This window comes from Streptomyces sp. NPDC001135 (assembly GCF_053598395.1).
On sequence record NZ_JBSFKD010000006.1, the window covers coordinates 196,466 to 218,202 of the forward strand.

A 21,737-nucleotide genomic window follows, 5' to 3' on the forward strand; every position below is an offset into this window, starting at 1 on the left:
GGTTTGCAGGAAGGCGTACGTCGGTCATGGCGCAGCAGGACACCGATCAGCAGCACGCGGGCGTGCTCCCCGTGGACGACGAGGGCTACGTCGTCGACACGGAGGACTGCGAGGAGCGCGAGACGGCCTGGCGGGAGCGCGGCACCTCGCGGCCGATCACGGTCGTCGGCAACCCGGTGCTGCACAAGGAGTGCAAGGACGTCACCGAGTTCGGCGAGGAGCTGCAGCAGCTCGTCGCCGACATGTTCGCCAGCCAGCGCACCGCCGAGGGCGTGGGCCTGGCCGCCAACCAGATCGGTGTCGACCTGAAGGTCTTCGTCTACGACTGCATGGACGACGAGGGCGTCCGGCACGTCGGCGTGGTGTGCAACCCGAAGCTGGTCGACCTGCCGGCCGACCGGCGCCGGCTGGACGACAGCAACGAGGGCTGTCTGTCCGTGCCGACGGCGTACGCGCCGCTCGCCCGTCCCGACTACGCCGAGGTGACCGGCCAGGACGAGCAGGGCAACCCGATCAAGGTGCGCGGCACCGGCTACTTCGCACGCTGTTTGCAGCACGAGACCGACCACCTCTACGGCTACCTGTACATCGACCGGCTGTCCAAGCGGGACCGCAAGGACGCGTTGCGGCAGATGGCCGAGAATGAGCCACGTTATCCGGTGGTCGCCAACGGCTAGGCGGCACGCGGCGGTTGGGGCGCCCGGTCGGGATCACTCCCGGTCGGGCGCCCTTCCCATGCGTCGCCTCGCTCATCCGTGCGTCGTACAACTGACCTCTTCTGCCCTCGTTGTGATCCTTAATCGGTCACACAACGCGGGATTCTCGGCACCCTCGGGGTAGTGAGTGAAGCAAATCCGTTCCCATGACGGTCAGTTGTGGTGCTGAATGTAAGAGCGGGGATACGCAACGGCGCACGCCCGGCACAACCGGAGAGGGGCATGCGCTCCTGGCGGCTGAGAGGGGTTTGTTCGTGCAAGCTTTCCCACACAGCACCACAGCGACGCCGACGGCGATCGTCGTACCACCCTCACTGGCACTCCCGGTGATCGAGTCCGCCTTTCCCCGGCAACTGCATCCGTATTGGCCGCGGCTACAGCACAGCACACGGCTCTGGCTGCTGGAAAAACGGCTCATGCCGGCGGACAAGGTGCAGGAATATGCCGACGGACTGTGCTACACCGACCTGATGGCGGGCTACTACCTCGGCGCCCCCGACGAGGTCATGCAGGCCATCGCCGACTACAGCGCGTGGTTCTTCGTCTGGGACGACTGCCACGACCGCTGTGTGGTCCACGGCCGGGCGGACGACTGGCGGCGGCTGAGGTACCGCCTGCACGCGGCCCTCGACGCACCCCGGCACCATCTGCACCACCCCGACCCGCTGGTCGCCGGGTTCGCGGACTGCGCGCTGCGGCTGTACGGCTTCCTGTCGCGCACCTGGAACCAGCGGTTCGCCCGGCACTTCCACGCGGTCATCGAGGCCTACGACCGGGAGTTCCGCAACCGCACCGAGGGATACATACCCGGTGTCGAGGAATACCTCGCCCTGCGTCGGCACACCTTCGCGCACTGGATATGGACGGACCTGCTGGAGCCGAGCGCCGGATGTGAACTCCCGGACGCCGTACGAAAAAAGCCCGCCTATCGCCGGGCCGCACTGCTCAGTCAGGAATTCGCCGCCTGGTACAACGACCTGTGCTCGCTTCCGAAAGAAATTGCGGGCGACGAGGTCCACAATCTCGGAATCAGTCTCATCACCCATGAGAGGATGACTCTCGAAGACGCGGTGGACGAAGTCAGGCGGCGGGTCGAGAAATGCGTCAGCGAATTCCTCGAAGCCGAGCAGGACGCCCTGAGGTTCGCCGACGACCTCGCCGACGGAACGGTCCGCGGAAAGGAACTCAGCGCCGCGGTACGCGCCTGTGTCGGCAATATGCGCAACTGGTTCAGCTCCGCCTACTGGTTCCACCACGAGTCCGGCCGGTACATGGTCGACACCTGGGACGACCGGTCCACGCCCCCCTACGTCACGAACGAAGCGGCAGGTGAGAAATGACCGTCGAGTCTGTGCGGCCCGCCACCCCCGAGGAGACCGAACTGCGCGAACCGCCCCTGGCGGCGGGCGCGGTACCGGGCCTCGGGCACGGCCTGAAACTGGTCCGCGACCCGCTCGCCTTCATGGCGCGGCTCCGCGACCACGGCGACGTCGTACGCCTCAAGCTCGGCCCCAAGACGGTGTACGCCGTCACCACGCCGGAGCTGACCGGCGCGCTCGCGCTCAGCGCCGACTTCAAGATCGACGGGCCCCTGTGGGAGTCCCTCGAGGGCCTGCTCGGCAAGGAGGGCGTGGCCACCGCCAACGGCCCCCGGCACCGCCGTCAGCGCCGCACCATCCAGCCCGCGTTCCGGCTGGACGCGATACCGGCCTACGGGCCCGTCATGGAGGAGGAGGCGCATCGGCTCACCGAGCGCTGGCGGCCCGGCGAGACCCTCGACTGCACCTCCGAGTCCTTCCGGGTGGCCGTGCGCATCGCCGCCCGCTGCCTGCTGCGCGGTGAGTACATGGACGAGCGCGCCGAGCGGCTGAGTGTCGACCTCGCCAGCGTCTTCCGGGGCATGTACCGCCGGATGGTCATCCCGCTCGGACCGCTGTACCGGCTGCCGTTTCCGGCCAACCGCGAATTCAACCGGGCCCTGGCCGATTTGCATCTGCTGGTGGACGAGATCGTCGCCGAACGGAGGGCATCTGGTCAAAAGCCGGACGATTTGCTGACGGCATTGCTGGAGGCAAAGGACGACAATGGCGACCCCATCGGGGAACAGGAGATCCACGACCAGGTCGTCGCGATACTCACCCCCGGAAGCGAAACGGTGGCGTCCACGATCATGTGGCTGCTGCAGGTTCTCGCGGAACACCCGGAACACGCCGAGAAGGTACGGACCGAGGTCGAATCCGTGACCGGAGGCCGGCCGGTCGGATTCGAGCACGTTCGCGCGCTCACACACACCAACAATGTCGTCGTCGAGGCCATGCGGCTCAGGCCCGCCGTATGGATATTGACGCGGCGCGCGGTGACCGACACCTCACTCGGTGGCTATCGCATTCCGGCCGGGGCGGACATCATCTACAGCCCCTACGCGATCCAGCGCGACGCCCGCTCCTATGACCGCCACCTCGACTTCGACCCCGACCGGTGGCTGCCGGAGCGGGCCAAGGACGTGCCGAAGTACGCCATGAGCCCGTTCAGCGTGGGCAACCGCAAGTGCCCCAGCGACCACTTCTCCATGACCCAGCTGAGCCTGATCACCGCGGCGATCTCGGCGAAGTACCGCTTCGAGCAGGTCGCGGGGTCGAACGACACCACCCGGGTGGGCATCACCCTGCGTCCGCACAAGCTGCTGCTGAGGCCGATGCCTTGGTAGAACCTGGTACCGGCGCGCGCTCAGGCGGCTCCAGGGCCCCGGAACGCGCGCCGGTAGGTGTTCGGCGCGGTGCGCGAACGGCGCGGGAGGATCAGAAGTCCTCGTCCAGGTCGACGGTGCCCTCCACCGCCACCTGGTACGCCGACGGGCGGCGCTCGAAGAAGTTCGTGAGCTCCTGAACGCCCTGCAGCTCCATGAAGGAGAACGGGTTCTCCGAGCCGTACACCGGGGCGAAGCCGAGGCGGATGAGGCGCTGGTCGGCGACGCACTCCAGGTACTGCCGCATCGACTCGGTGTTCATGCCCGGCAGGCCGTCGCCGCACAGATCGCGCGCGAACTGCAGCTCGGCCTCGACGGCTTCCCTCAGCATGTCGGTGACCTGCTGCTGGAGCGCGTCGTCGAACAGGTCCGGCTCCTCCTTGCGGACGGTGTCGACCACGTCGAAGGCGAAGGACATGTGCATCGTCTCGTCGCGGAACACCCAGTTGGTGCCGGTGGCGAGACCGTGCAGCAGCCCCCGGCTGCGGAACCAGTAGACGTACGCGAAGGCGCCGTAGAAGAACAGGCCCTCGATGCACGCGGCGAAGCAGATCAGGTTGAGCAGGAAGCGACGGCGGTCGGCCTTCGTCTCCAGGCGGTCGAGCTTGTCGACCGAGTCCATCCACGTGAAGCAGAACCCGGCCTTCTCGCGGATGGAGGGGATGTTCTCGACGGCCGCGAAGGCCGCCGCCCGGTCGTCCGGGTCGGGGAGGTAGGTGTCCAGCAGGGTCAGATAGAACTGGACGTGCACGGCCTCCTCGAACAGCTGCCGGCTCAGGTACAGCCGCGCCTCGGGCGAGTTGATGTGCTTGTACAGCGTCAGGACCAGGTTGTTCGCGACGATCGAGTCACCCGTCGCGAAGAAGGCCACCAGCCGGCCGATCAGGTGCTGCTCGGCCGGGGTCAGCTTGGCGAGGTCGGCGACGTCCGAGTGGAGGTCGACCTCCTCCACGGTCCAGGTGTTCTTGATGGCGTCCCGGTAGCGCTCGTAGAAGTCCGGGTAGCGCATGGGGCGCAGCGTCAGTTCGAAGCCCGGGTCGAGAAGGTTCTGAGGACGGTTGGACATTACTGGCAGGCCTCGCAGGACTCGGGGTTTTCCAGGGAGCAGGCGACCGCGTCGGGATCGGCCACCTGCTGGACGGGGATGGTCTTCGGTGCCTGCGCCTGGGCGGCGCGGGCGATGCGCGTCGCGGGCCGCGAGCGCAGGTAGTACGTCGTCTTCAGGCCCGACTTCCAGGCGTACGCGTACATCGAGGAGAGCTTGCCGATGGTCGGCGTCTCCATGAAGAGGTTGAGCGACTGCGCCTGGTCGAGGAACGGGGTCCGCGCCGCCGCCATGTCGATCAGGCCGCGCTGCGGGATCTCCCACGCGGTGCGGTACAGGGCCCGTACGTCGGCCGGGATCCAGGCGAAGTCCTGCACGGAGCCGTTGGAGTCGCGCAACGCCTCACGGGTCCGCGCGTCCCAGACGCCGAGCTCCTTCAGATCCTTCACCAGGTACGAGTTGACCTGCAGGAACTCACCGGACAGCGTCTCGCGCTTGAACAGGTTCGACACCTGCGGCTCGATGCACTCGTACACGCCCGCGATGGAGGCGATGGTGGCGGTGGGCGCGATCGCGAGGAGGAGCGAGTTGCGCATGCCGACGGCCGCGATCCGCTCGCGCAGGGCCGCCCAGCGCTCGGGCCAGGTGAGCTCGACGTCGTAGTGGTCGGGGTGCAGGACCCCCTGGGCGGTACGGGTCTTCTCCCAGGCCGGCAGCGGGCCGCTGCGCTCGGCGAGGTCGGCGGAGGCCTCGTACGCGGCGAGCATGATCCGCTCGGCGATCCGCGTGGACAGGGCCCTGGCCTCCGGCGAGTCGAAGGGCAGGCGCAGCTTGAAGAACACGTCCTGCAGACCCATGGCACCGAGGCCGACGGGCCGCCACCTGGCGTTCGACCGGCCCGCCTGCTCGGTCGGGTAGAAGTTGATGTCGACCACGCGGTCGAGGAAGGTGACGGCCGTGCGGACCGTCTCGTCGAGGCGCTCCCAGTCGATGTCCCCGTTGCTCACGAACGCACCGAGGTTGACCGAGCCGAGGTTGCAGACCGCCGTCTCGCCGTCGTCCGTGACCTCCAGGATCTCCGTGCAGAGGTTGGAGGAGTGGACGACGTGACCGGGCAGGGCCGTCTGGTTGGCGGTGCGGTTGGCCGCGTCCTTGAAGGTCATCCAGCCGTTGCCGGTCTGCGCGAGGGTACGCATCATCCGGCCGTACAGCTCACGGGCCGGGATCGTCTTCTTCGCCAGACCCGCGTCCTCGGCCTTGCGGTAGGCGGCGTCGAACTCCTCGCCCCACAGGTCCACCAGCTCCGGCACGTCCGCCGGGGAGAACAGCGACCACTGCGCGTCGGCGTTGACCCGGCGCATGAACTCGTCCGGGATCCAGTGCGCGAGGTTCAGGTTGTGCGTACGGCGGGCGTCCTCACCGGTGTTGTCCCGCAGCTCCAGGAACTCCTCGAGGTCGGAGTGCCAGGTCTCCAGGTACACCGCCGCCGCGCCCTTGCGCCGGCCGCCCTGGTTCACGGCCGCCACCGAGGCGTCCAGGGTCTTCAGGAACGGCACGATGCCGTTGGAGTGCCCGTTGGTGCCGCGGATCAGCGAACCGCGGCTGCGGATCCGGGAGTACGACAGGCCGATGCCGCCGGCGTGCTTGGAGAGCCGGGCCACCTGGTGGTAGCGGTCGTAGATGGAGTCCAGCTCGTCCAGCGGGGAGTCGAGGAGGTAGCAGGACGACATCTGGGGGTGCCGGGTGCCGGAGTTGAAGAGGGTGGGGGAGGAGGGCAGGTAGTCGAGGCGGCTCATGAGCCCGTAGAGCTTGGCGACTTCGTCCACGGAGCGGACGCTGTCGTCCTCGGCGAGGCCTGCGGCGACCCGCAGCATGAAGTGCTGGGGGGTCTCGATGACCTTGCGGGTGATCGGGTGCCGCAGCAGGTAGCGGCTGTGCAGGGTGCGCAGCCCGAAGTAGCCGAAGCGGTCGTCGGCGCCGGTGTCGACCAGCGCGTCCAGCCGCTCGGCGTGCAGCCGCGCGAACTCGGCGGTCCGGTCGGCGATGAGCCCCTCGCGGTGCCCCACGGCCACGGACCCGGTGAAGGACGTCACGCCCTGCGAGGCGGCCTCGGCGCGGATGGTGAGGGTCAGCAGCCGGGCGGCCAGCCGGGAGTAGGCGGGATCCTCGGAGATGAGCCCGGCGGCGGCCTCCGTGGCCAGCTCGCGCAACTCCGCCTCGTCAGCGTGCGCCGACCGGCCGCGCAGCGCGGCGGCGGCGACCCGGCCGGGGTCGGTGTCGGGGAGGTCGGCGGTCAGCTCGGTCAGGGTCCGCAGCAGCGCGGTACCGGGACCGTCGGTCTCCAGGCCGCTGGCTGAAGCCGGATCTGCTGGCGCGATGGTCACGTGGGGCTCTCCCTCGCTCGGCACGGGGGCCTTGCGGAGGGCAGGGGGCAGCCACGAGCGCACACGGCGTCGCGTCCACCGGCCCACTCCGCGAGGCCCGGACGTCTCAGGGCACACCGGCCGGACGGCCGGGTGCGCTGTCGGCAGGTCCTCGGACTGACTCCTGGGCACGGCGTTCCGGGGAACGGACATGCACAAGTACACCGTTGCGGGACAGTTCCGGATTCGCACCGGATTCCCCTGCGGCGACAGCGAGGATGAGCATACATCTAGTGCCGGGCTGTCGTGGCAGCCCCAGATGTTGTGTCTGTTGTGTGGTGTGGTGGCTTCGGAGCGTCAACTCCCGGTGACGGTGCGGGGGTCGGGTCGCGGGCCGCCCGCCCGCCCGTCGGGGACGCCTTCCGGGACGAGAAGGCCGGGCGCACGGGCGGCCCGCAAGCCGCCCGCGCGCCCGGCCGGGTCTCGTCAGTGCGCGGAGCCCGCCGTCGCCGGCGGCAGTTCCACCTGCACGCCGGGGTCCCCCGCGTCCGCCGTGTAGTCGTCCGGGCTGGTCTCGTCGACGCCCTCCGGGGCCTTGACGGCCTTGAGGACGAAGGTGAGGACCACGGTCACGGCGACGTTGAGCACGAACGCGGTCAGGCCGATGTAGCCGATCTCCCCGATGCCGGGGATCTCCTTGGCCGAGCCGCCGAAGTGCTTCTGGGTCGGCGAGGCGACCCCGTACGCCGCGACCGTGCCGTACACCATGCCGACCGCCCAGCCGGCGAGCAGCGCCCACCGGTGGAACCAGCGGGTGAACAGGCCGCCGACCAGGGCCGGGAAGGTCTGCAGGATCCAGATGCCGCCCAGCAGCTGGAAGTTGATCGCGACCGTCTTGTCCATGGTGAGGACGAAGACCAGGGCGCCGACCTTCACCAGCAGCGAGACGATCTTGGATATCTGGGCCTCCTGCCTGGGCGTGGCGTCCGGCTTGATGAAGTCCCGGTAGATGTTGCGGGTGAAGAGGTTCGCCGCCGCGATCGACATGATGGCCGCCGGTACGAGTGCGCCGATGCCGATCGCAGCGAAGGCCACGCCCGCGAACCAGTCCGGGAACATGTCCTCGAACAGCTGGGGGATGGCCTGCTGGCCGTTGGTGACCTTGACGCCGGCCGCGATCGCCATGAAGCCGAGCAGGGCCAGCAGACCGAGCATCAGGGAGTACAGCGGCAGGATCGTGGTGTTGCGGCGGATCACCTCACGGCTCTTGGAGGACAGGGTCGCGGTGATCGAGTGCGGGTACATGAACAGCGCGAGCGCCGAACCCAGCGCCAGGGTGGCGTAGGTCCACTGACCCGCCTCCGGCGGCGCGAGCGCGCCGCGCGGCTTGCCGGTGGCCGGGTTGACCTGGCTGAACGCGTGGCCCGCCTTGGCGAAGACGTCGTCGAAGCCGCCCAGCTTGATCGGGATGTAGATGATCGCCACCGCGATGACGATGTAGATCAGCGCGTCCTTGACGAAGGCGATCAGGGCGGGGGCACGCAGACCGGACGAGTAGGTGTACGCCGCGAGCACACCGAAGGCGATCAGCAGCGGCAGGTCCCGTACGAACCAGTTGCTGCCGCTGTCCCCGCCGACGCCCATCACGTCCAGCACCGCCTGGATGCCGACGAGCTGGAGCGCGATGTACGGCATCGTCGCCAGGATGCCGGTCAGCGCCACCGCCAGCGACAGGCCCTTCGAGCCGAAGCGCCCGCGCACGAAGTCGGAGGTCGTGACATAGCCGTGGCGGTGGCTGACCGACCACAGGCGCGGCAGGAAGGTGAAGATCAGCGGGTAGACCAGGATCGTGTACGGCACCGCGAAGAAGCCGGACGCGCCCGCCGCGTAGATCGCCGCCGGTACGGCGACGAAGGTGTACGCCGTGTACAGGTCGCCGCCGAGCAGGAACCAGGTGATCCAGGTGCCGAACGACCGTCCGCCCAGGCCCCATTCGTCCAGGGAGTGTTCGTTCTCGGCCCTGCGCCAGCGTGCGGCGAGGAAGCCCATGACCGTGACGGCCAGGAAGAAGAAGACGAAGACGCCGAGCGCGACGCCGTTGACGCCGTCCTTCACTTCGCCTCACCGCCCTCGTGGGCGCGGGCGCGCTGGTCCCGCTGCCACAGCTTGTACGCGGTCATGGTGAGTGCGGCGGAGACCGGTACCCAGAGCATCTGGTACCAGTAGAAGAAGGGGATCCCCATGAGGGCCGGATCCGTCTTGGCGTAGGAGCCGACCCAGAGCATCGCCACGAAGGGCGCGACGAGACACAGGGCGATGATCACCCGGACCGGGGTGACGACCGGTGGTCTCACTTCAGGTGTATCGGACATGCCACGGCTCTCCGTCCCCTCGCTGATCACCTGTGTAATGCGCAGGCAATCTAGGTGACGGTGTCGAGACAGCGGAAGACCTCGTCCGTATGTCGGTATATCGATTCAGCGAAGGTCCCCGCCTCCAACCCGCCTACTCCGCCGGGCGCTTGAGCCTCGCCACGAACTTGTAGCGGTCCCCCCGGTACACCGACCGCACCCACTCCACCGGCCTGCCCTCGTGGTCCAGGGAGTGGCGGGAGAGCATCAGCATCGGCAGGCCCACGTCGGTCCCGAGCAGGCCCGCCTCGCGCGGGGTGGCGAGCGACGTCTCGATGGTCTCCTCGGCCTCGGCGAGGTGGACGTCGTAGACCTCGGCGAGGGCGGTGTACAGGGACGTGTACTTCACCAGGGAGCGGCGCAGCGCCGGGAAGCGCTTGGCGCTCAGGTGCGTGGTCTCGATGGCCATCGGCTCGCCGTTGGCCATGCGCAGCCGCTCGATGCGCAGCACCCGTCCGCCGGCGGTGATGTCCAGGAGCCCGGCGAGCCGGTCGTCGGCGGTGATGTAGCCGATGTCCAGCAGCTGCGAGGTGGGTTCCAGCCCCTGGGCGCGCATGTCCTCGGTGTAGGAGGTGAGCTGCAGGGCCTGGGACACCTTGGGCTTGGCGACGAAGGTTCCCTTGCCCTGGATGCGCTCCAGCCGGCCCTCCACGACCAGCTCCTGCAGGGCCTGGCGGACGGTGGTGCGGGAGGTGTCGAACTCGGCCGCGAGGGTGCGCTCGGGCGGCACCGGCGTGCCCGGCGCCTGCGTCTCCGTCATGTCGAGCAGGTGCTTCTTCAGGCGGTAGTACTTGGGCACGCGCGCCGTACGGACGGTCGTGCCGGCCTCGTTCTCCGCACTGCTGACGTCGGTGCTCATGCTCTGCCTTCCCGGCTCCGGATGCCGAAAGCGACCGACTGGCATCGGCCACGCCCGACCGACTCACATCGGCCACGGCTCACATCGTGGCACGGCTTCGCGTGTTCGGGAGTCCATCCGCACGCTCCGTGATCACCTCTATATACCGCTGCCCCAGGGCTGGTCTAGTCCATGCCTCAGATCCCCTGCCAGTCCGGCTTGTGCGCGTAGGTGTGCCGAAAGTAGTCGGCCAGCTTGAGCTTGGACGCGGCGGCCTCGTCGACGACCACCGTGGCGTGCGGGTGGAGCTGGAGCGCGGAGGCCGGGCAGACGGCCGCGACCGGTCCCTCGACGGTCGCGGCGACCGCGTCCGCCTTGCCCTCGCCGGCCGCCAGCAGCACCAGGTGCCGGGCCTCCAGGATGGTGCCGATGCCCTGGGTGACGACGTGGTGCGGGACCTGCTCGATGTCGCCGTCGAAGAAGCGGGCGTTGTCGACCCGGGTCTGCTCGGTCAGCGTCTTGATCCGGGTGCGCGAGGCGAGCGAGGAGCACGGCTCGTTGAACCCGATGTGTCCGTCGGTGCCGATCCCGAGCAGCTGCAGGTCCACTCCGCCGGCCTCGGCGAGCGCGCGGTCGTACGCCTCGCACGCCGCCTGGATGTCCCGGGCGGTGCCGTCGGGTCCGAGGAACGCGTCCATGCCGATGCCGAGCGGCTCCAGCACCTCCCGGCGCAGCACCGAGCGGTAGGACTCGGGGTGGTCCGCGGGCAGTCCCACGTACTCGTCGAGCTGGGCTATGCGCGCCCGGGAGGTGTCGGCGGTGCCGGAGCGGACCTTCGCGGTCAGCGCCTGGTAGACGGGCAGCGGGGTGGAGCCGGTGGCCACGCCGAGCAGGGCGTCGGGCTTGCGTCGCAGCAGCTGGGCCATGGCCTCGGCGATCAGCTCGCCGCCGGCCGCGGCGTCCGGAACGATGACAACTTCCACGCTGGGCCTGCCGTTCTGAAGTGGGCTCTGGGCGTCTCTATGTGGTTTAGACCAATCTAACAGAAGCGGCCTCTGCCGGCCCAGGAGGCGGGCAAGAGGGGGTCGATTCTCTAGGGTCCGCTATAAAATGCCCTCCATGGTGCAGGGGCAGGACGCGAAAGCGCAGGTCGGCACGGCCAGGACACGCGGTCGGCCGCGTTCCTTCGACCGGGCCGCCGCGCTGGAGAAGGCGCTCATGGCCTTCTGGGAGCACGGCTACGAGGCCACCTCGGTCTCCGATCTGACCCGGATCATGGGCATCGGGGCGCCGAGCCTGTACGCGGCCTTCGGTGACAAGCGGACCCTGTTCGAAGAGGTCGTCCAGGTCTACACCGGCACCCACGGCGCCTTCGTGGACCGCGCCCTCGCCGAGGAGCCCACCGCCCGCGCGGCCGTCGGGCGCGCGCTGCGCGAGGCCGCCGCCGAGTACACCGACCCCGCGCACCCCTACGGCTGCCTGGTCGTGCACGCCGCCACCAACTGCACCAGCCCCGAGGTCGAGGACCTGCTGCGCGAGCGGCGCAACGGGAACATCGCCGCCCTCGAATCCCGGATCCGGGACGACCTCGCGGCCGGGCGCCTCCCGGCCGGCACCGATGCCGCGGCCCTCGCCCGGCACACCGGCGCCGTCATCCAGGGCATGTCCCAGCAGGCCCGCGACGGAGCGAGCCGGAAGGAACTGGAGGCACTCGCGGAAATTGCCATGGCCATCTGGCCCCGCGACTGACCGAGGCGGGCTAGGCTGCGTGGCATCGGGTGCCATCAGTCGTGCATGCCGACAAGACCATGGACACGCCGTTGTGGTCTAGTCCAGAATCGACAAGAACGCATCAACGTGCACAAGCCTCCGTCTTCCCCGCACAGGAAGGCGGATCGAGGAACCGGCGCTCTCTGCCCTGACTGCCCCGGCTCCTCGACCTTCGGCCGAACGGGACCGCACACCCCGCGGCCGATGATGCTCCGGGCTGCGGTGCCGGGAGGGTTGAGGGTCCCTTCCAGGCGCCGCGGCCCGCGGGTGTTTTCCGGCCACCCGCGGCCCGCGGGTACGCTCGCAGACGTGCCCTCCATGAACGAACTGGTCCGCCAGCACACCGCCCTCGACGACTCCGACCTCGAGTGGCTCCATCTGCTGGTCTCGGAGTGGCAGCTGCTCTCCGACCTCTCCTTCGCCGACCTGGTCCTGTGGGTCCCCACCCGTGACGGCACGCGGTACGTCTCGGTCGCCCAGATGCGCCCCAACACCGGCCCCACCTCCTACCAGGACGACATGGTCGGCCACCTCGTCCCACGCGGGCGCCGGCCCCTCCTGGACGCGGCGCTGGACGAGGGCCGGATCGTGCGCGAGGGCGACCCGGAGTGGCGCGAAGAGGTCCCCGTACGGGTCGAGTCCATCCCCGTACGGCGTGAGGGTCGCGTCCTCGGCGTGATCGCCCGCAACACCAATCTGCTGACCGTGCGCACCCCGAGCCGGCTGGAGCTGACCTACCTGCAGAGCGCCTCCGACCTCGCGCAGATGATCGCTGCAGGATCGTTCCCCTTCCCCGACCAGCAGGTCGACATGGACGCCTCGCCGCGCGTCGGCGACGGCCTGATCCGGCTGGACGCCGACGGCTTCGTCCAGTACGCCTCCCCGAACGCCCTGTCCGCCTACCACCGCCTCGGCCTCGCCGCCGACCTGGTCGGCCAGCACCTCGGGCAGACCACCGCCGAACTCGCGCCGACCCGGGGACCGGTGGACGAGGCGCTCGCCAAAGTGGCCAGCGGCTGGGCGCCGCGCGAGTTCGAGATCGAGGCCAACGACGGGGTCATCCAGTTCCGGACGATCCCGCTCAAGCCGAAGGGCACCCGGATCGGTTCCCTGGTGCTGTGCCGGGACGTCACCGAACTGCGGCGCCGCGAACGGGAGTTGATCACCAAGGACGCGACGATCCGGGAGATCCACCACCGGGTGAAGAACAACCTCCAGACGGTCGCCGCGCTGCTGCGCCTGCAGGCCCGGCGCATCGACTCCGAGCGAGGCCGGGAGGCCCTGGAGGAGGCCGTCCGCCGGGTCGGCTCCATCGCGATCGTGCATGAGACGCTGTCTCAGAACCTGGATGAGCGCGTGGAGTTCGACGACATCGCCGACCGGGTGCTGGCGATGGTCGCGGAGATCTCGCCGGGCAAGGTGACCGGCCGGCGCAGCGGGCGCTTCGGCATACTCGACGCCGAGGTGGCCACCCCGCTGTCGATGGTCCTCACCGAGATCCTGCAGAACGCCCTGGAGCACGGCTTCCGCGAGGGCGACACCGGCACGGTCGAGGTCTCGGCGGTGCGGGGCGGTACGACGAAGGAGGCCCGCCTCCTCGTCACCGTCCAGGACGACGGTGTCGGCCTGCCCGAGGACTTCGACCCGCACCGCTCCGGAAACCTGGGGCTGCAGATCGTACGAACGCTGGTGGAGGGCGAGTTGGGCGGTTCGTTCGACATGGTTCCCGCGCCGGGGCGGGGGACCCGGGTGGTCCTGGACATTCCGGTGCGGGCGCAGAAGTAGCGCGTCGGGGCGAAGTGGTACGTCAACGCAAGTCCCTTTGTCCCCAAGGGGCTTGAGCGCAGCAAAAAGCCCCGGACCGTCATCGGTCCGAGGCTCGTGCTCGTTGCTGCTTATATCGCTAAGCGCATCGGGGGATACTGCGCGCTGCGGCTCGGGGGCGGGAGATGCGTGCGTGCTGCACGCGCCGCCAAGCTCAGGCTGTCAGCAGGGGTGGGTATGTCAGGCGGAGGCCTGACGGGCCCGGTTGCGGGCGGCGCGGCGCTTCATGGCGCGGCGCTCGTCCTCGCTGAGACCACCCCAGACGCCGGAGTCCTGACCGGACTCGAGCGCCCACTGCAGACACTGCTCGATCACCGGGCAGCGACGGCAGACGGCCTTGGCTTCCTCGATCTGCAGCAGCGCAGGACCGGTGTTGCCGATGGGGAAGAAGAGCTCGGGGTCTTCCTCGCGGCAAACGGCGTTGTGACGCCAGTCCATGGCTGCTACCTCTCCTAGGTTCTCTGTACGTATTACGTACAGGTTGCTTGTGAATGTGAACGCTTTCACGAATCCCTCAACAAGTGAAGGGCCGACCGCCGAGTCTTCCCCGGCGTGGTCCTTGGTGTGAAGAGGGGTTCCGGTGATCAGTGGAGGCCGGTGTTGCGGGCCGTCCCGATCGCCACGTAGAGACTCGCAAACCTCAGCGGCGGATACAACCCCTTCCGGAAAGTTTTTTTTGATTCCTCGGTGTCGACTAGGTCACAGCCGTACTTCCATGGGGTGGATCCTGGCCTAAACGTTCGAGTGAAAGGACTTTTGCGTCTTCCGCTCACACAATCACACGCAGTGCACGGCGTACGCCTGTGAACGTCACGCTCGTACGGAGCCCCAGGTGGTCACCGTCCATCTGCAGGGGGAGAGGCACCTTCGAATGCAAGGTGAACCGGTCCAGGTCGTGCAGGGAGACCACATGCCTGCCATGGGGGCCGCGCTCGGGGGACGAAGTGAGCAACTGGGTGCCATACCGGGCAACCGAGGCCGTCGACAGGCGGCTGAGACCGAGCACGTCGACGCCGGTATCGAACGAGGCCTTAGGCGACGTGTACATGGGGCGATTGCCGAGATACGTCCACGGGGACGTGTTCGAGACTATGGCGACCACAAGATCGGCGATCGGGTCCTCGCCGGGCCGCTCCAGCGTGATCGAACCGTGCCGGCGGTTCTGCTCGCCGAGGAACTGCCGGACGACCTGACGGACGTAGAGCGCGTGTGTCGATTTCTTCCCGCGCTCGCGCTGCTGCTCGACCCGGCCGACCACGCCCGCGTCGAAACCGAGGCCGGCGTTGAAGGTGAACCAGCGGTCCGGGACCGCCTCGTCCTCGGTGCCGGGGGTGCCCGAGGCCAGCCCGAGCCCGACGACCCGCTCACCGCCCTCGCGCAGGGCGTCCAGCAGGGCCCCGGTGGCCTCGACGGGGTCGTTGGGCAGGCCCAGGGCGCGGGCGAAGACGTTGGTGGAGCCGCCGGGGACGACGGCGAGACCGGGCAGGCGCTCGGGGTCGGGGCCGGCGTGCAGGAGGCCGTTGACGACCTCGTTGACCGTGCCGTCGCCGCCGAGGGCCACCACGAGGTCGATGTCGTCACTGTCCGCCGCCTGCCGGCCGAGGTCGCGCGCGTGGCCGCGGTACTCGGTGGTGACCGCCTCCAGCTTCATCTCGCTCGCCAGCGCGTGGATCAGCACGTCGCGCCTGCGTGCGCTTGTGGTGGTTGCCGCCGGATTGACCACGAGAAGTGCACGCATGGAGGGCAGCGTACCTACTGGGGGGTACCGGGCCCACACCGAGGTAGGGATCCGGTAAGAGGTGGGGGCGCGAGCCTGGGCACGTGACCCGCCGCTGGGCCGTGGCCGACTTTCGGGCGCGGTCCGCGGCGGCTGGTCGCGCCCACGGGGCGGAGCCGCGTATCGGTCCGGCCTCGCGCCCCTTTCGGGGTGCTTGCACCGCCCCCCGCTACCCTGCTGGGGTGAGCAGTGAGCAGAACCCCGCCCAGGAGACCGCCGAAGCCGGCGCAGGGGCACGCCCCCGTCGGCTGATCTACGCCGCCGTGCTGGCCGGGCTGGAGGGCGTCGCCCTCGGGGCCGGCGGGCTGTGGGTGCTCGTGCTCGGGATCACCGGCTCCCCGGACGACCGGCAGCAGGCCGTGACCCTGGGCATCACACTGGCGGTGCTCGCGCTGCTGCCGCTGCTCGCCGCGCGCGGACTGCTGCTGCGGCGCAGCTGGAGCCGCGGCCCCGCGGTGATCACCCAGCTCCTGGCGCTGCCGGTCGCGTACAACCTGATCCATGCCGACAGCGTGGCCGTCCCGGCCGGTATCGCCCTCACGGCCGTCGCCGTGGCGGCGCTGGTGCTGCTCGTCAACGGCGAGACGACCCGGGCCCTCGGCATCAAGGGACCGGGCCGCGCCGAGTAGCCCGCTCCTCGCGGATCACTCTGCGACCTTCGCGGATCACTCTTCGACGAGCAGCTTCTCCCGCAGCTGGGCCAGGGTGCGGGCCAGCAGCCGGGAGACGTGCATCTGGGAGATGCCGACCTCCTGCGCGATCTGCGACTGGGTCATGTTCCCGAAGAAGCGCAGCAGCAGGATCCGCTTCTCCCGGGGCGGGAGATCCTCCAGCAGCGGCTTCAGCGACTCCCGGTACTCCACGCCCTCCAGCGCCTCGTCCTCCGCGCCGAGGGTGTCGGCGACCGCGGGGGACTCGTCGTCGGTGTCGGGGACGTCCAGGGACAGCGTGGAGTACGCGTTGGCGGACTCCAGCCCCTCCAGGACCTCCTCCTCGGAGATCGCGAGCTTCTCGGCCAGTTCGTGCACCGTGGGGGAGCGGCCGTGCAGCTGGGACAGCTCGGCCGTCGCCGTGGTCAGCGCGAGCCGCAGCTCCTGCAGCCGGCGCGGCACGCGGACCGCCCAGCCCTTGTCGCGGAAGTGCCGCTTGATCTCGCCGACGACGGTCGGGGTGGCGTACGTGGAGAACTCCACGCCGCGCTCCGGGTCGAACCGGTCGACGGACTTGATCAGGCCGATGGTGGCGACCTGGGTGAGGTCGTCCAGCGGCTCACCGCGGTTGCGGAAGCGGCGCGCGAGGTGCTCCACGAGCGGCAGGTGCATACGGACCAGCTGATTGCGCAGCTCGGCGTACTCCGCGCTGCCCGCGTTCAGTGTGCGCAGCTCCACGAACATCGCCCGCGCCCCGCTGCGGTCCTGGGGGCCGTGCTGTGCTGCCTGCACGGCCTCCGCGCCCAGCGCGTCGTCCCCGGCGTACCGCTCGTGCTCGCTCATCGTCCCGCCCGTAGCCCTTCCCCGAGCCCTGGCCGCCGCACGGGGTTCCACCGCGGGCGCGCCCTCAACGGAACCGTCACCGCCGGCCCGCGCGGAGTCGTCCTCCGGGTGCGGTCTGGCCTGCTCGGGGATGCCGTCGATGCCGTCCGCCATGCGCCGGGAACCGTCCCGGGGGCCCTCCCCGGACGTCTCGGCCGTCCTCGACCGGGGGGCACCCCCGTCCCCGGTCGGCAGCTCCCGTGTGCCGCGCTCTTCGTCCCGCACCGGACCGTCCCCGTTCCTCACGCCGGCCCGGGACCCGCGCCGCGCTGTTTGTAGAGGCTGATCGACACGGTCTTGTCCTCGTCGACGGCGGACGAGACCTTGCCCGCGAGGGCCGACAGCACGGTCCAGGCGAAGGTGTCACGCGAGGGGGCGTGACCGTCCGTGGTCGGCGCCGCGACCGTGACCTCCAGCGAGTCGTCGACGAGCCGGAAGACACAGCTGAGTACGGAGCCGGGCACGGCCTGTTGGAGCAGGATCGCGCAGGCCTCGTCCACGGCGATGCGCAGATCCTCGATCTCGTCCAGGGTGAAGTCCAAGCGGGCCGCGAGACCGGCCGTGGCCGTCCGCAGCACCGACAGGTAGGCACCCGCAGCCGGCAGCCGGACTTCCACGAAGTCCTGATTCGCCGTGGGCTCGCCTGCGATCTGGGACACCCTCACCTCCATGGTGGTACAAGCTTTACGGGGCCGAGGGTCGCCCCCCGGGGTAACGCGTACGTGGTTCCGCGGTGACGCTATCGCGCTCCGAACGTTCCTGTCCCGGGACCCCAACCCCCCTGGCGTCACTCACAGTAAAGCTGTGCATACGCTCCGTGTCTAGAGGGTTTGCGGGCCCAAATGGGAAGAGGGCGCGCCGGGTTGACGTACCCAGACGTCACACGCTCGAACCGTCGTGCGGTCGCCGCCGCATGCAGTGTCACACGAGAACGCGGTCAGGCGGGAATGTGATCACGAGACGGCGTGCTCAGACCAGTACATGGTCCACGAAGCACCACCGCCATTCCTCGCCCGGCTCGAAGGACCGCATGACCGGGTGACCGGACGTCTCGTGGTGCTGCGTGGCGTGCCTGCCCGGCGAGGAGTCGCAACAGCCGACGTGTCCGCAGCTGAGACACAGCCGCAGCTGGACGGGGTGCGTGCCGTCCCGCAGGCACTCAGGGCAGGTGGCGTCGAGCGGATCCGGCTCCGGGTGCGGCAGCGCGTCGGCGTGCGTGCACTGTTTCATGATTGCCAGATTACGACGGGTGTGCGGGTGGCCGCGCGGAAAACGAGGGTGGGCGAGGATCATGGACGTGATGCCGCTGCTGTTGCTGGTCGCGGGCAGTGCGGCGGTCGCGGGGGCCGCCCGGCGCACCCCCCTGCCGGCCCCGCTGCTGCTGGTCGCCGTCGGCCTGGTGGTGTCGTACGCCCCCGGGGTCCCGCACTACACGCTGGACCCGGAGATCGTCCTGCCCCTGGTGCTGCCCCCGCTGCTGTACAAGGAGGGCACCGAGAGCTCGTACCTCGATCTGCGCGCCCAGATGCGGCCCGTGGGGCTGCTGTCGATCGGGTACGTGCTCTTCGCGACCTTCGCCGTCGGCTGGGTCGCCTACCTCGTCGTTCCGGGGCTGCCGCTGCCCGCCGCGCTGGTGCTGGGCGCGGTGGTCGCGCCGACGGACGCGGTCGCCGCCGCGGCGATCGCACGCCGGGTCGGGCTGCCGTCCCGGATCACCACCATCCTGCAGGGCGAGTCCCTGCTCAACGACGCCACCGCGATCACCGCGTACAAGGTGGCCCTCGCCGCGGCCGTCGGCGAGGGTGCCACCTGGGCGGGCGGCATCGGCGAGTTCCTGCGGGCCGCCGTCGGCGGTGTCGTCGTCGGACTGGTGCTGATGGTGCCGATCCACTGGCTGCGCACCCGCCTGAAGGAGGCGCTGCTGCAGAACACCCTCTCCCTGCTGATCCCGTTCGTCGCCTACGGCGTGGCCGAGCAGTTCCACGGCTCCGGAGTCCTCGCGGTCGTGGTGGTCGCGGTCTATCTCGGGCACCGCGCGTGGGAGGTCGACTTCGCCACCCGGCTCCAGGAGGACGCGGTGTGGCGGATGGTCGCCTTCGTGCTGGAATCGGCGGTGTTCGCGCTGATCGGCCTGCAACTGCCGACCGTCCTGAAGGGGCTGGGCGCGTACCAGGGCGCCGACGCGGCCTGGTACGCGGGCGTGGTCTTCCTCGTGGTCGTCGCCGCCCGCTTCGTCTGGGTGTTTCCGGCGACCTTCCTGCCCCGCCGGCTCTTCCGCCGCATCAGGGAGCGCGAGGACAACCCCACCTGGCGGGGGCCGGTCGTGACCGGGTGGGCCGCCATGCGCGGTGTGGTGTCCCTGGCCATCGCGTTCTCGATCCCGCTCACGGTGCACGGCGGCGCCCCCTTCCCGCAGCGGAACCTGATCCTCTTCCTGACCTTCACCACCGTCATCGGCACCCTCGTGGTCCAGGGTCTGACCCTCGCGCCGCTGATCCGCCTGATGCGGTTCCCCGGCCGCGACCGGCAGGCCGAGACGCTCGCCGAGGCCAACGCCCAGGCGCAGGCCTCCCGGGCCGCCGAGAGCCGCCTGGACGACCTTCTCTCCGACGAGCGCAACGCCCTGCCCCCGCCGCTCGCCGACCGTCTGCGCACCGTCCTGGAGCGCCGCCGCAACGCGGTCTGGGAGCGCCTCGGCCAGACCAACCCGGTCACCGGCGAGACCGTGGACGACACCTACCGCCGGCTGTCCCGCGAGATGATCAGCGCCGAACGGGAGGTCTTCGTCAAGCTGCGGGACCACCGCTACATCGACGACGAGATGCTGCGCGCGCTGCTCAGACGCCTGGACCTGGAGGAGGCGGCGGCCTACCGGGAGGCGGCCTAGGCTGATCCGGACGAAACCCCCTGGCCCTCCGGGAACGGCCGCCCGGTGACGACGGCCGCGATCGTCGTCCCGCGCGCGAAGGCACCCTCCCGGGCCAGGGTGACAAGTCCGTAGAGCGACTTGGCGACATAGAGAGGTTCGACGGGCAGTCCGTGACGGCGCTCGAAGTCCTCCGCGAAGGCCTGCAGTTCGGGTGTCGTGCGGGCGTAACCGCCGAAGTGGAAACGCTCGTCGAGGGTCCAGGAGCCAGTACGGGACCCGAAGGCACGTTCCTGCAGGCTCTGTACGTCGCCTTCCAGGAAACCGCCCTTGAGGACCGGTATGCCGAGCGTGCGCTGCCCGGCCGTCAGCCCGGCGGCGAGGCCCGCGAGGGTGCCGCCGGTGCCGCAGGCGACCGCGACGACGTCGGCGTACCCGCGCAGTTCCTCGCCGAGGGCCCGGCAGCCGTGCACGGCCGCGCTGTTGCTGCCGCCCTCGGGCACGACGTACGCCTCCTCGGCGCCGGCCGCGCGCAGGATCGCGGCCAGGGTCTCCGGCTCGGTCTTGCGCCGGTACGTCGACCTGTCGACGAAGTGAAGTCGCATGCCGTCCGCCGCGCACCGGGCCAGCGAGGGGTTGAGCGGGCGGCCGGCCAGCTCCTCGCCGCGGACCACGCCGGTGGTCGGCAGGCCGAGGAGGCGGCCCGCGGCGGCGGTGGCGCGCAGGTGGTTGGAGTAGGCACCGCCGAAGGTGACCAGGGGGCGGCCCTCGGCCGCCTCGATGTTCGGCACGAGCTTGCGCCACTTGTTGCCGATGAGGTCGGGGTGGATCAGGTCGTCGCGTTTCAGGAGCAGCCGCAGACCGTGCCGCTCGAACCTGTCGTCCCGTACTTCTTCAAGGGGGGAGGGGAGGCGGGGAGCGAGCGGGCCGTTGCTGGTCACGGCTTCATTGTCGCCGGTGCGGGGGCCGGGCGGGTGCGGGGGCCGCCCGCCGGCACCGGCCCGGTACCGACGAATGCGACGGCACCGCAGCTCCCCGAGGGCGCGGGGCCGGGCCGTGCGCGGCTCCGCCGCGTGGGCGCGAACGGTGACGACGCAGCCGCACCCGGCAATGGCCCGCGAGCCCGATGGCGCCCCTCCGGACGGTGCCACCTCCACGGCGCCCCCGGACGGTGCCACCTAGAGGGCGCCACCCCGACGGTGCTCTCCCGTCAGCCGCTCAGCCACCCGCTCCCGCAGCCACTCCATCCCGAACCCCCTCGGATCCACCTTCCCCGGCTGCCACTCCAAGTGGCCGATCACCGAACTCTCGGTCCACCCGTGCCGCCGGCACACCGCGGCCGCCGCCCGGGTGATCGCGTCCAGCTGGACCTGCGGCCAGGGATCCTCCCCGTCGCCCAGGTTCTCGCACTCGAAGCCGTAGAAGTGCCGATTGCCGTCGGTGTTCGCCTCGTTGTCCGGCGGCAGCCCCTCCTCGGCGACCACCGCGCGCAGCACGTCGTCGTCGCCCAGGCCGGCGTGGTTGGCGCGGCCGTAGCCGACCAGGTGCACGCTGCCGTCCTTGGTGATCACGCCGTGGCACAGCGGGCCCGGCAGCGCCGGACGGCCGTCCTTGCACATCTGCACCGTGTGCGCGCTGCCGCGGGTCACCGTGTGGTGGATCATCACACCGTGGACGGGCCCCCACGGGCCCTTGTGGTTGCGGTTGTGGTTCCGCCAGTCGCCGACCTCGACGACGGTGACGCCCTCCGCTCGCAGGGCGTCCAGAAACCCGCTCGCCGACATGGGTGGGGCCATGCCGCCTCCTTCGTTCCGTGCCGGTCCGGTCCGGCCGCCGGACGCTACCGAAT

At 70.0% G+C, this 21,737-nt stretch carries 20 protein-coding genes and 1 riboswitch; of the genes, 7 read left to right on the forward strand and 13 right to left on the reverse strand.

Going from position 1 to position 21,737, the window contains the following annotated elements; genetic code table 11:
* Positions 1 to 26 precede the first annotated feature (26 nt).
* The 3 genes from def to ACWC94_RS10825 all read left to right on the forward strand — a co-directional run bounded on the left by def (position 27) and on the right by ACWC94_RS10825 (position 3,423).
* Positions 27 to 677 (forward strand): peptide deformylase, encoded by a 651-nt coding sequence (def, locus tag ACWC94_RS10815; protein WP_450796174.1) that lies wholly within the window; start codon positions 27 to 29, stop codon positions 675 to 677.
* A 293-nt stretch (positions 678 to 970) separates the two neighbouring features.
* On the forward strand, positions 971 to 2,056 hold the full coding sequence (gene cyc1 / locus ACWC94_RS10820) for an epi-isozizaene synthase (RefSeq protein ID WP_450796175.1): 1,086 nt from the start codon (positions 971 to 973) through the stop codon (positions 2,054 to 2,056).
* Positions 2,053 to 3,423, forward strand: a complete 1,371-nt coding sequence (locus ACWC94_RS10825; RefSeq protein ID WP_450796176.1) for a bifunctional albaflavenone monooxygenase/terpene synthase — start codon at positions 2,053 to 2,055, stop codon at positions 3,421 to 3,423. The genes cyc1 and ACWC94_RS10825 overlap by 4 nt, the downstream gene beginning before the upstream one ends.
* A 91-nt stretch (positions 3,424 to 3,514) precedes the next feature.
* On the opposite strand, the gene ACWC94_RS10830 is transcribed toward ACWC94_RS10825, so the two are convergent.
* The 6 genes from ACWC94_RS10830 to nagB form a co-directional block, all read right to left on the reverse strand.
* Positions 3,515 to 4,528, reverse strand: a complete 1,014-nt coding sequence (locus ACWC94_RS10830; protein WP_450796177.1) for a ribonucleotide-diphosphate reductase subunit beta — start codon at positions 4,526 to 4,528, stop codon at positions 3,515 to 3,517.
* Positions 4,528 to 6,891 carry a ribonucleoside-diphosphate reductase subunit alpha gene (locus ACWC94_RS10835; RefSeq protein WP_450796178.1) on the reverse strand — a complete coding sequence of 788 codons (2,364 nt, stop codon included), beginning with the start codon at positions 6,889 to 6,891 and terminating at the stop codon, positions 4,528 to 4,530. Before ACWC94_RS10835 ends, ACWC94_RS10830 begins: the two co-directional genes overlap by 1 nt.
* Positions 6,892 to 7,016: 125 nt before the next feature.
* Positions 7,017 to 7,156: riboswitch (cobalamin riboswitch) on the reverse strand.
* A 200-nt stretch (positions 7,157 to 7,356) separates the two neighbouring features.
* Complete coding sequence (mctP, locus tag ACWC94_RS10840; protein ID WP_450796179.1) at positions 7,357 to 8,985, reverse strand: monocarboxylate uptake permease MctP; 1,629 nt, start codon at positions 8,983 to 8,985, stop codon at positions 7,357 to 7,359.
* On the reverse strand, positions 8,982 to 9,242 hold the full coding sequence (locus ACWC94_RS10845; RefSeq protein ID WP_450796180.1) for a DUF3311 domain-containing protein: 261 nt from the start codon (positions 9,240 to 9,242) through the stop codon (positions 8,982 to 8,984). Before ACWC94_RS10845 ends, mctP begins: the two co-directional genes overlap by 4 nt.
* A 133-nt stretch (positions 9,243 to 9,375) precedes the next feature.
* Entirely contained in the window at positions 9,376 to 10,140 is a 765-nt protein-coding gene (locus ACWC94_RS10850) for a GntR family transcriptional regulator (protein WP_450796181.1), read from the reverse strand.
* A 176-nt stretch (positions 10,141 to 10,316) separates the two neighbouring features.
* Entirely contained in the window at positions 10,317 to 11,102 is a 786-nt protein-coding gene (nagB, locus tag ACWC94_RS10855; protein ID WP_450796182.1) for a glucosamine-6-phosphate deaminase, read from the reverse strand.
* 127 nt (positions 11,103 to 11,229) lie between these two features.
* Between nagB and ACWC94_RS10860 the strand changes: the two genes are divergently transcribed.
* Both ACWC94_RS10860 and ACWC94_RS10865 read left to right on the forward strand, forming a co-directional pair.
* On the forward strand, positions 11,230 to 11,868 hold the full coding sequence (locus tag ACWC94_RS10860; protein WP_450796183.1) for a TetR/AcrR family transcriptional regulator: 639 nt from the start codon (positions 11,230 to 11,232) through the stop codon (positions 11,866 to 11,868).
* Between the two features lie 330 nt (positions 11,869 to 12,198).
* On the forward strand, positions 12,199 to 13,674 hold the full coding sequence (locus ACWC94_RS10865) for a sensor histidine kinase (protein ID WP_450796184.1): 1,476 nt from the start codon (positions 12,199 to 12,201) through the stop codon (positions 13,672 to 13,674).
* Between the two features lie 219 nt (positions 13,675 to 13,893).
* Here ACWC94_RS10865 and ACWC94_RS10870 read toward each other — a convergent pair whose 3' ends face one another.
* Entirely contained in the window at positions 13,894 to 14,151 is a 258-nt protein-coding gene (locus ACWC94_RS10870; RefSeq protein WP_003992873.1) for a WhiB family transcriptional regulator, read from the reverse strand.
* Between the two features lie 331 nt (positions 14,152 to 14,482).
* Positions 14,483 to 15,451, reverse strand: coding sequence for a diacylglycerol/lipid kinase family protein (locus ACWC94_RS10875; protein ID WP_450796185.1), 969 nt, complete (start codon positions 15,449 to 15,451; stop codon positions 14,483 to 14,485).
* Between the two features lie 221 nt (positions 15,452 to 15,672).
* On the opposite strand from ACWC94_RS10875, the gene ACWC94_RS10880 reads away from it, so the two are divergent.
* Positions 15,673 to 16,119: a hypothetical protein gene (locus tag ACWC94_RS10880; protein ID WP_450796186.1), complete on the forward strand. Its 447-nt coding sequence runs from the start codon at positions 15,673 to 15,675 to the stop codon at positions 16,117 to 16,119.
* A 36-nt stretch (positions 16,120 to 16,155) separates the two neighbouring features.
* Here ACWC94_RS10880 and ACWC94_RS10885 read toward each other — a convergent pair whose 3' ends face one another.
* From ACWC94_RS10885 to ACWC94_RS10895, 3 genes are all read right to left on the reverse strand, one after another.
* Entirely contained in the window at positions 16,156 to 17,247 is a 1,092-nt protein-coding gene (locus ACWC94_RS10885) for an RNA polymerase sigma factor SigF (RefSeq protein ID WP_450796187.1), read from the reverse strand.
* Between the two features lie 17 nt (positions 17,248 to 17,264).
* Positions 17,265 to 17,681, reverse strand: a complete 417-nt coding sequence (locus ACWC94_RS10890) for an ATP-binding protein (protein ID WP_031163342.1) — start codon at positions 17,679 to 17,681, stop codon at positions 17,265 to 17,267.
* A gap of 310 nt (positions 17,682 to 17,991) precedes the next feature.
* Positions 17,992 to 18,252, reverse strand: coding sequence for a UBP-type zinc finger domain-containing protein (locus tag ACWC94_RS10895; RefSeq protein WP_450796188.1), 261 nt, complete (start codon positions 18,250 to 18,252; stop codon positions 17,992 to 17,994).
* Positions 18,253 to 18,313: 61 nt separating this feature from the next.
* Here ACWC94_RS10895 and ACWC94_RS10900 point away from each other — a divergent pair, with 61 nt between their 5' ends.
* A complete protein-coding gene (locus ACWC94_RS10900) occupies positions 18,314 to 19,909 on the forward strand; it encodes a Na+/H+ antiporter (protein ID WP_450796189.1) in 1,596 nt (531 codons plus the stop codon).
* Here the strand turns inward: ACWC94_RS10900 and ACWC94_RS10905 are convergent.
* Both ACWC94_RS10905 and ACWC94_RS10910 read right to left on the reverse strand, forming a co-directional pair.
* The gene (locus ACWC94_RS10905; RefSeq protein ID WP_450796190.1) at positions 19,906 to 20,829 is read right to left on the reverse strand and encodes a 1-aminocyclopropane-1-carboxylate deaminase/D-cysteine desulfhydrase; all 924 of its coding nucleotides are present in this window, start codon (positions 20,827 to 20,829) and stop codon (positions 19,906 to 19,908) included. The genes ACWC94_RS10900 and ACWC94_RS10905 overlap by 4 nt on opposite strands.
* 237 nt (positions 20,830 to 21,066) lie before the next feature.
* Complete coding sequence (locus tag ACWC94_RS10910) at positions 21,067 to 21,684, reverse strand: N-acetylmuramoyl-L-alanine amidase (protein ID WP_450796191.1); 618 nt, start codon at positions 21,682 to 21,684, stop codon at positions 21,067 to 21,069.
* Between the last annotated feature and the right edge of the window lie 53 nt (positions 21,685 to 21,737).

Excerpts from the sequence above, each read along its gene's own strand:
- ACWC94_RS10830 (WP_450796177.1), bottom strand. The coding sequence starts at position 4,528 with ATGTCCAACCGTCCTCAGAACCTTCTCGACCCGGGCTTCGAACTGACG.
- ACWC94_RS10895 (WP_450796188.1), bottom strand. The coding sequence starts at position 18,252 with ATGAAACAGTGCACGCACGCCGACGCGCTGCCGCACCCGGAGCCGGAT.
- ACWC94_RS10845 (WP_450796180.1), bottom strand. The coding sequence starts at position 9,242 with ATGTCCGATACACCTGAAGTGAGACCACCGGTCGTCACCCCGGTCCGG.
- def (WP_450796174.1), top strand. The coding sequence starts at position 27 with ATGGCGCAGCAGGACACCGATCAGCAGCACGCGGGCGTGCTCCCCGTG.
- ACWC94_RS10870 (WP_003992873.1), bottom strand. The coding sequence starts at position 14,151 with ATGGACTGGCGTCACAACGCCGTTTGCCGCGAGGAAGACCCCGAGCTC.
- ACWC94_RS10875 (WP_450796185.1), bottom strand. The coding sequence starts at position 15,451 with ATGCGTGCACTTCTCGTGGTCAATCCGGCGGCAACCACCACAAGCGCA.
- ACWC94_RS10910 (WP_450796191.1), bottom strand. The coding sequence starts at position 21,684 with ATGGCCCCACCCATGTCGGCGAGCGGGTTTCTGGACGCCCTGCGAGCG.
- ACWC94_RS10825 (WP_450796176.1), top strand. The coding sequence starts at position 2,053 with ATGACCGTCGAGTCTGTGCGGCCCGCCACCCCCGAGGAGACCGAACTG.
- ACWC94_RS10860 (WP_450796183.1), top strand. The coding sequence starts at position 11,230 with ATGCCCTCCATGGTGCAGGGGCAGGACGCGAAAGCGCAGGTCGGCACG.
- ACWC94_RS10850 (WP_450796181.1), bottom strand. The coding sequence starts at position 10,140 with ATGAGCACCGACGTCAGCAGTGCGGAGAACGAGGCCGGCACGACCGTC.
- ACWC94_RS10900 (WP_450796189.1), top strand. The coding sequence starts at position 18,314 with ATGGACGTGATGCCGCTGCTGTTGCTGGTCGCGGGCAGTGCGGCGGTC.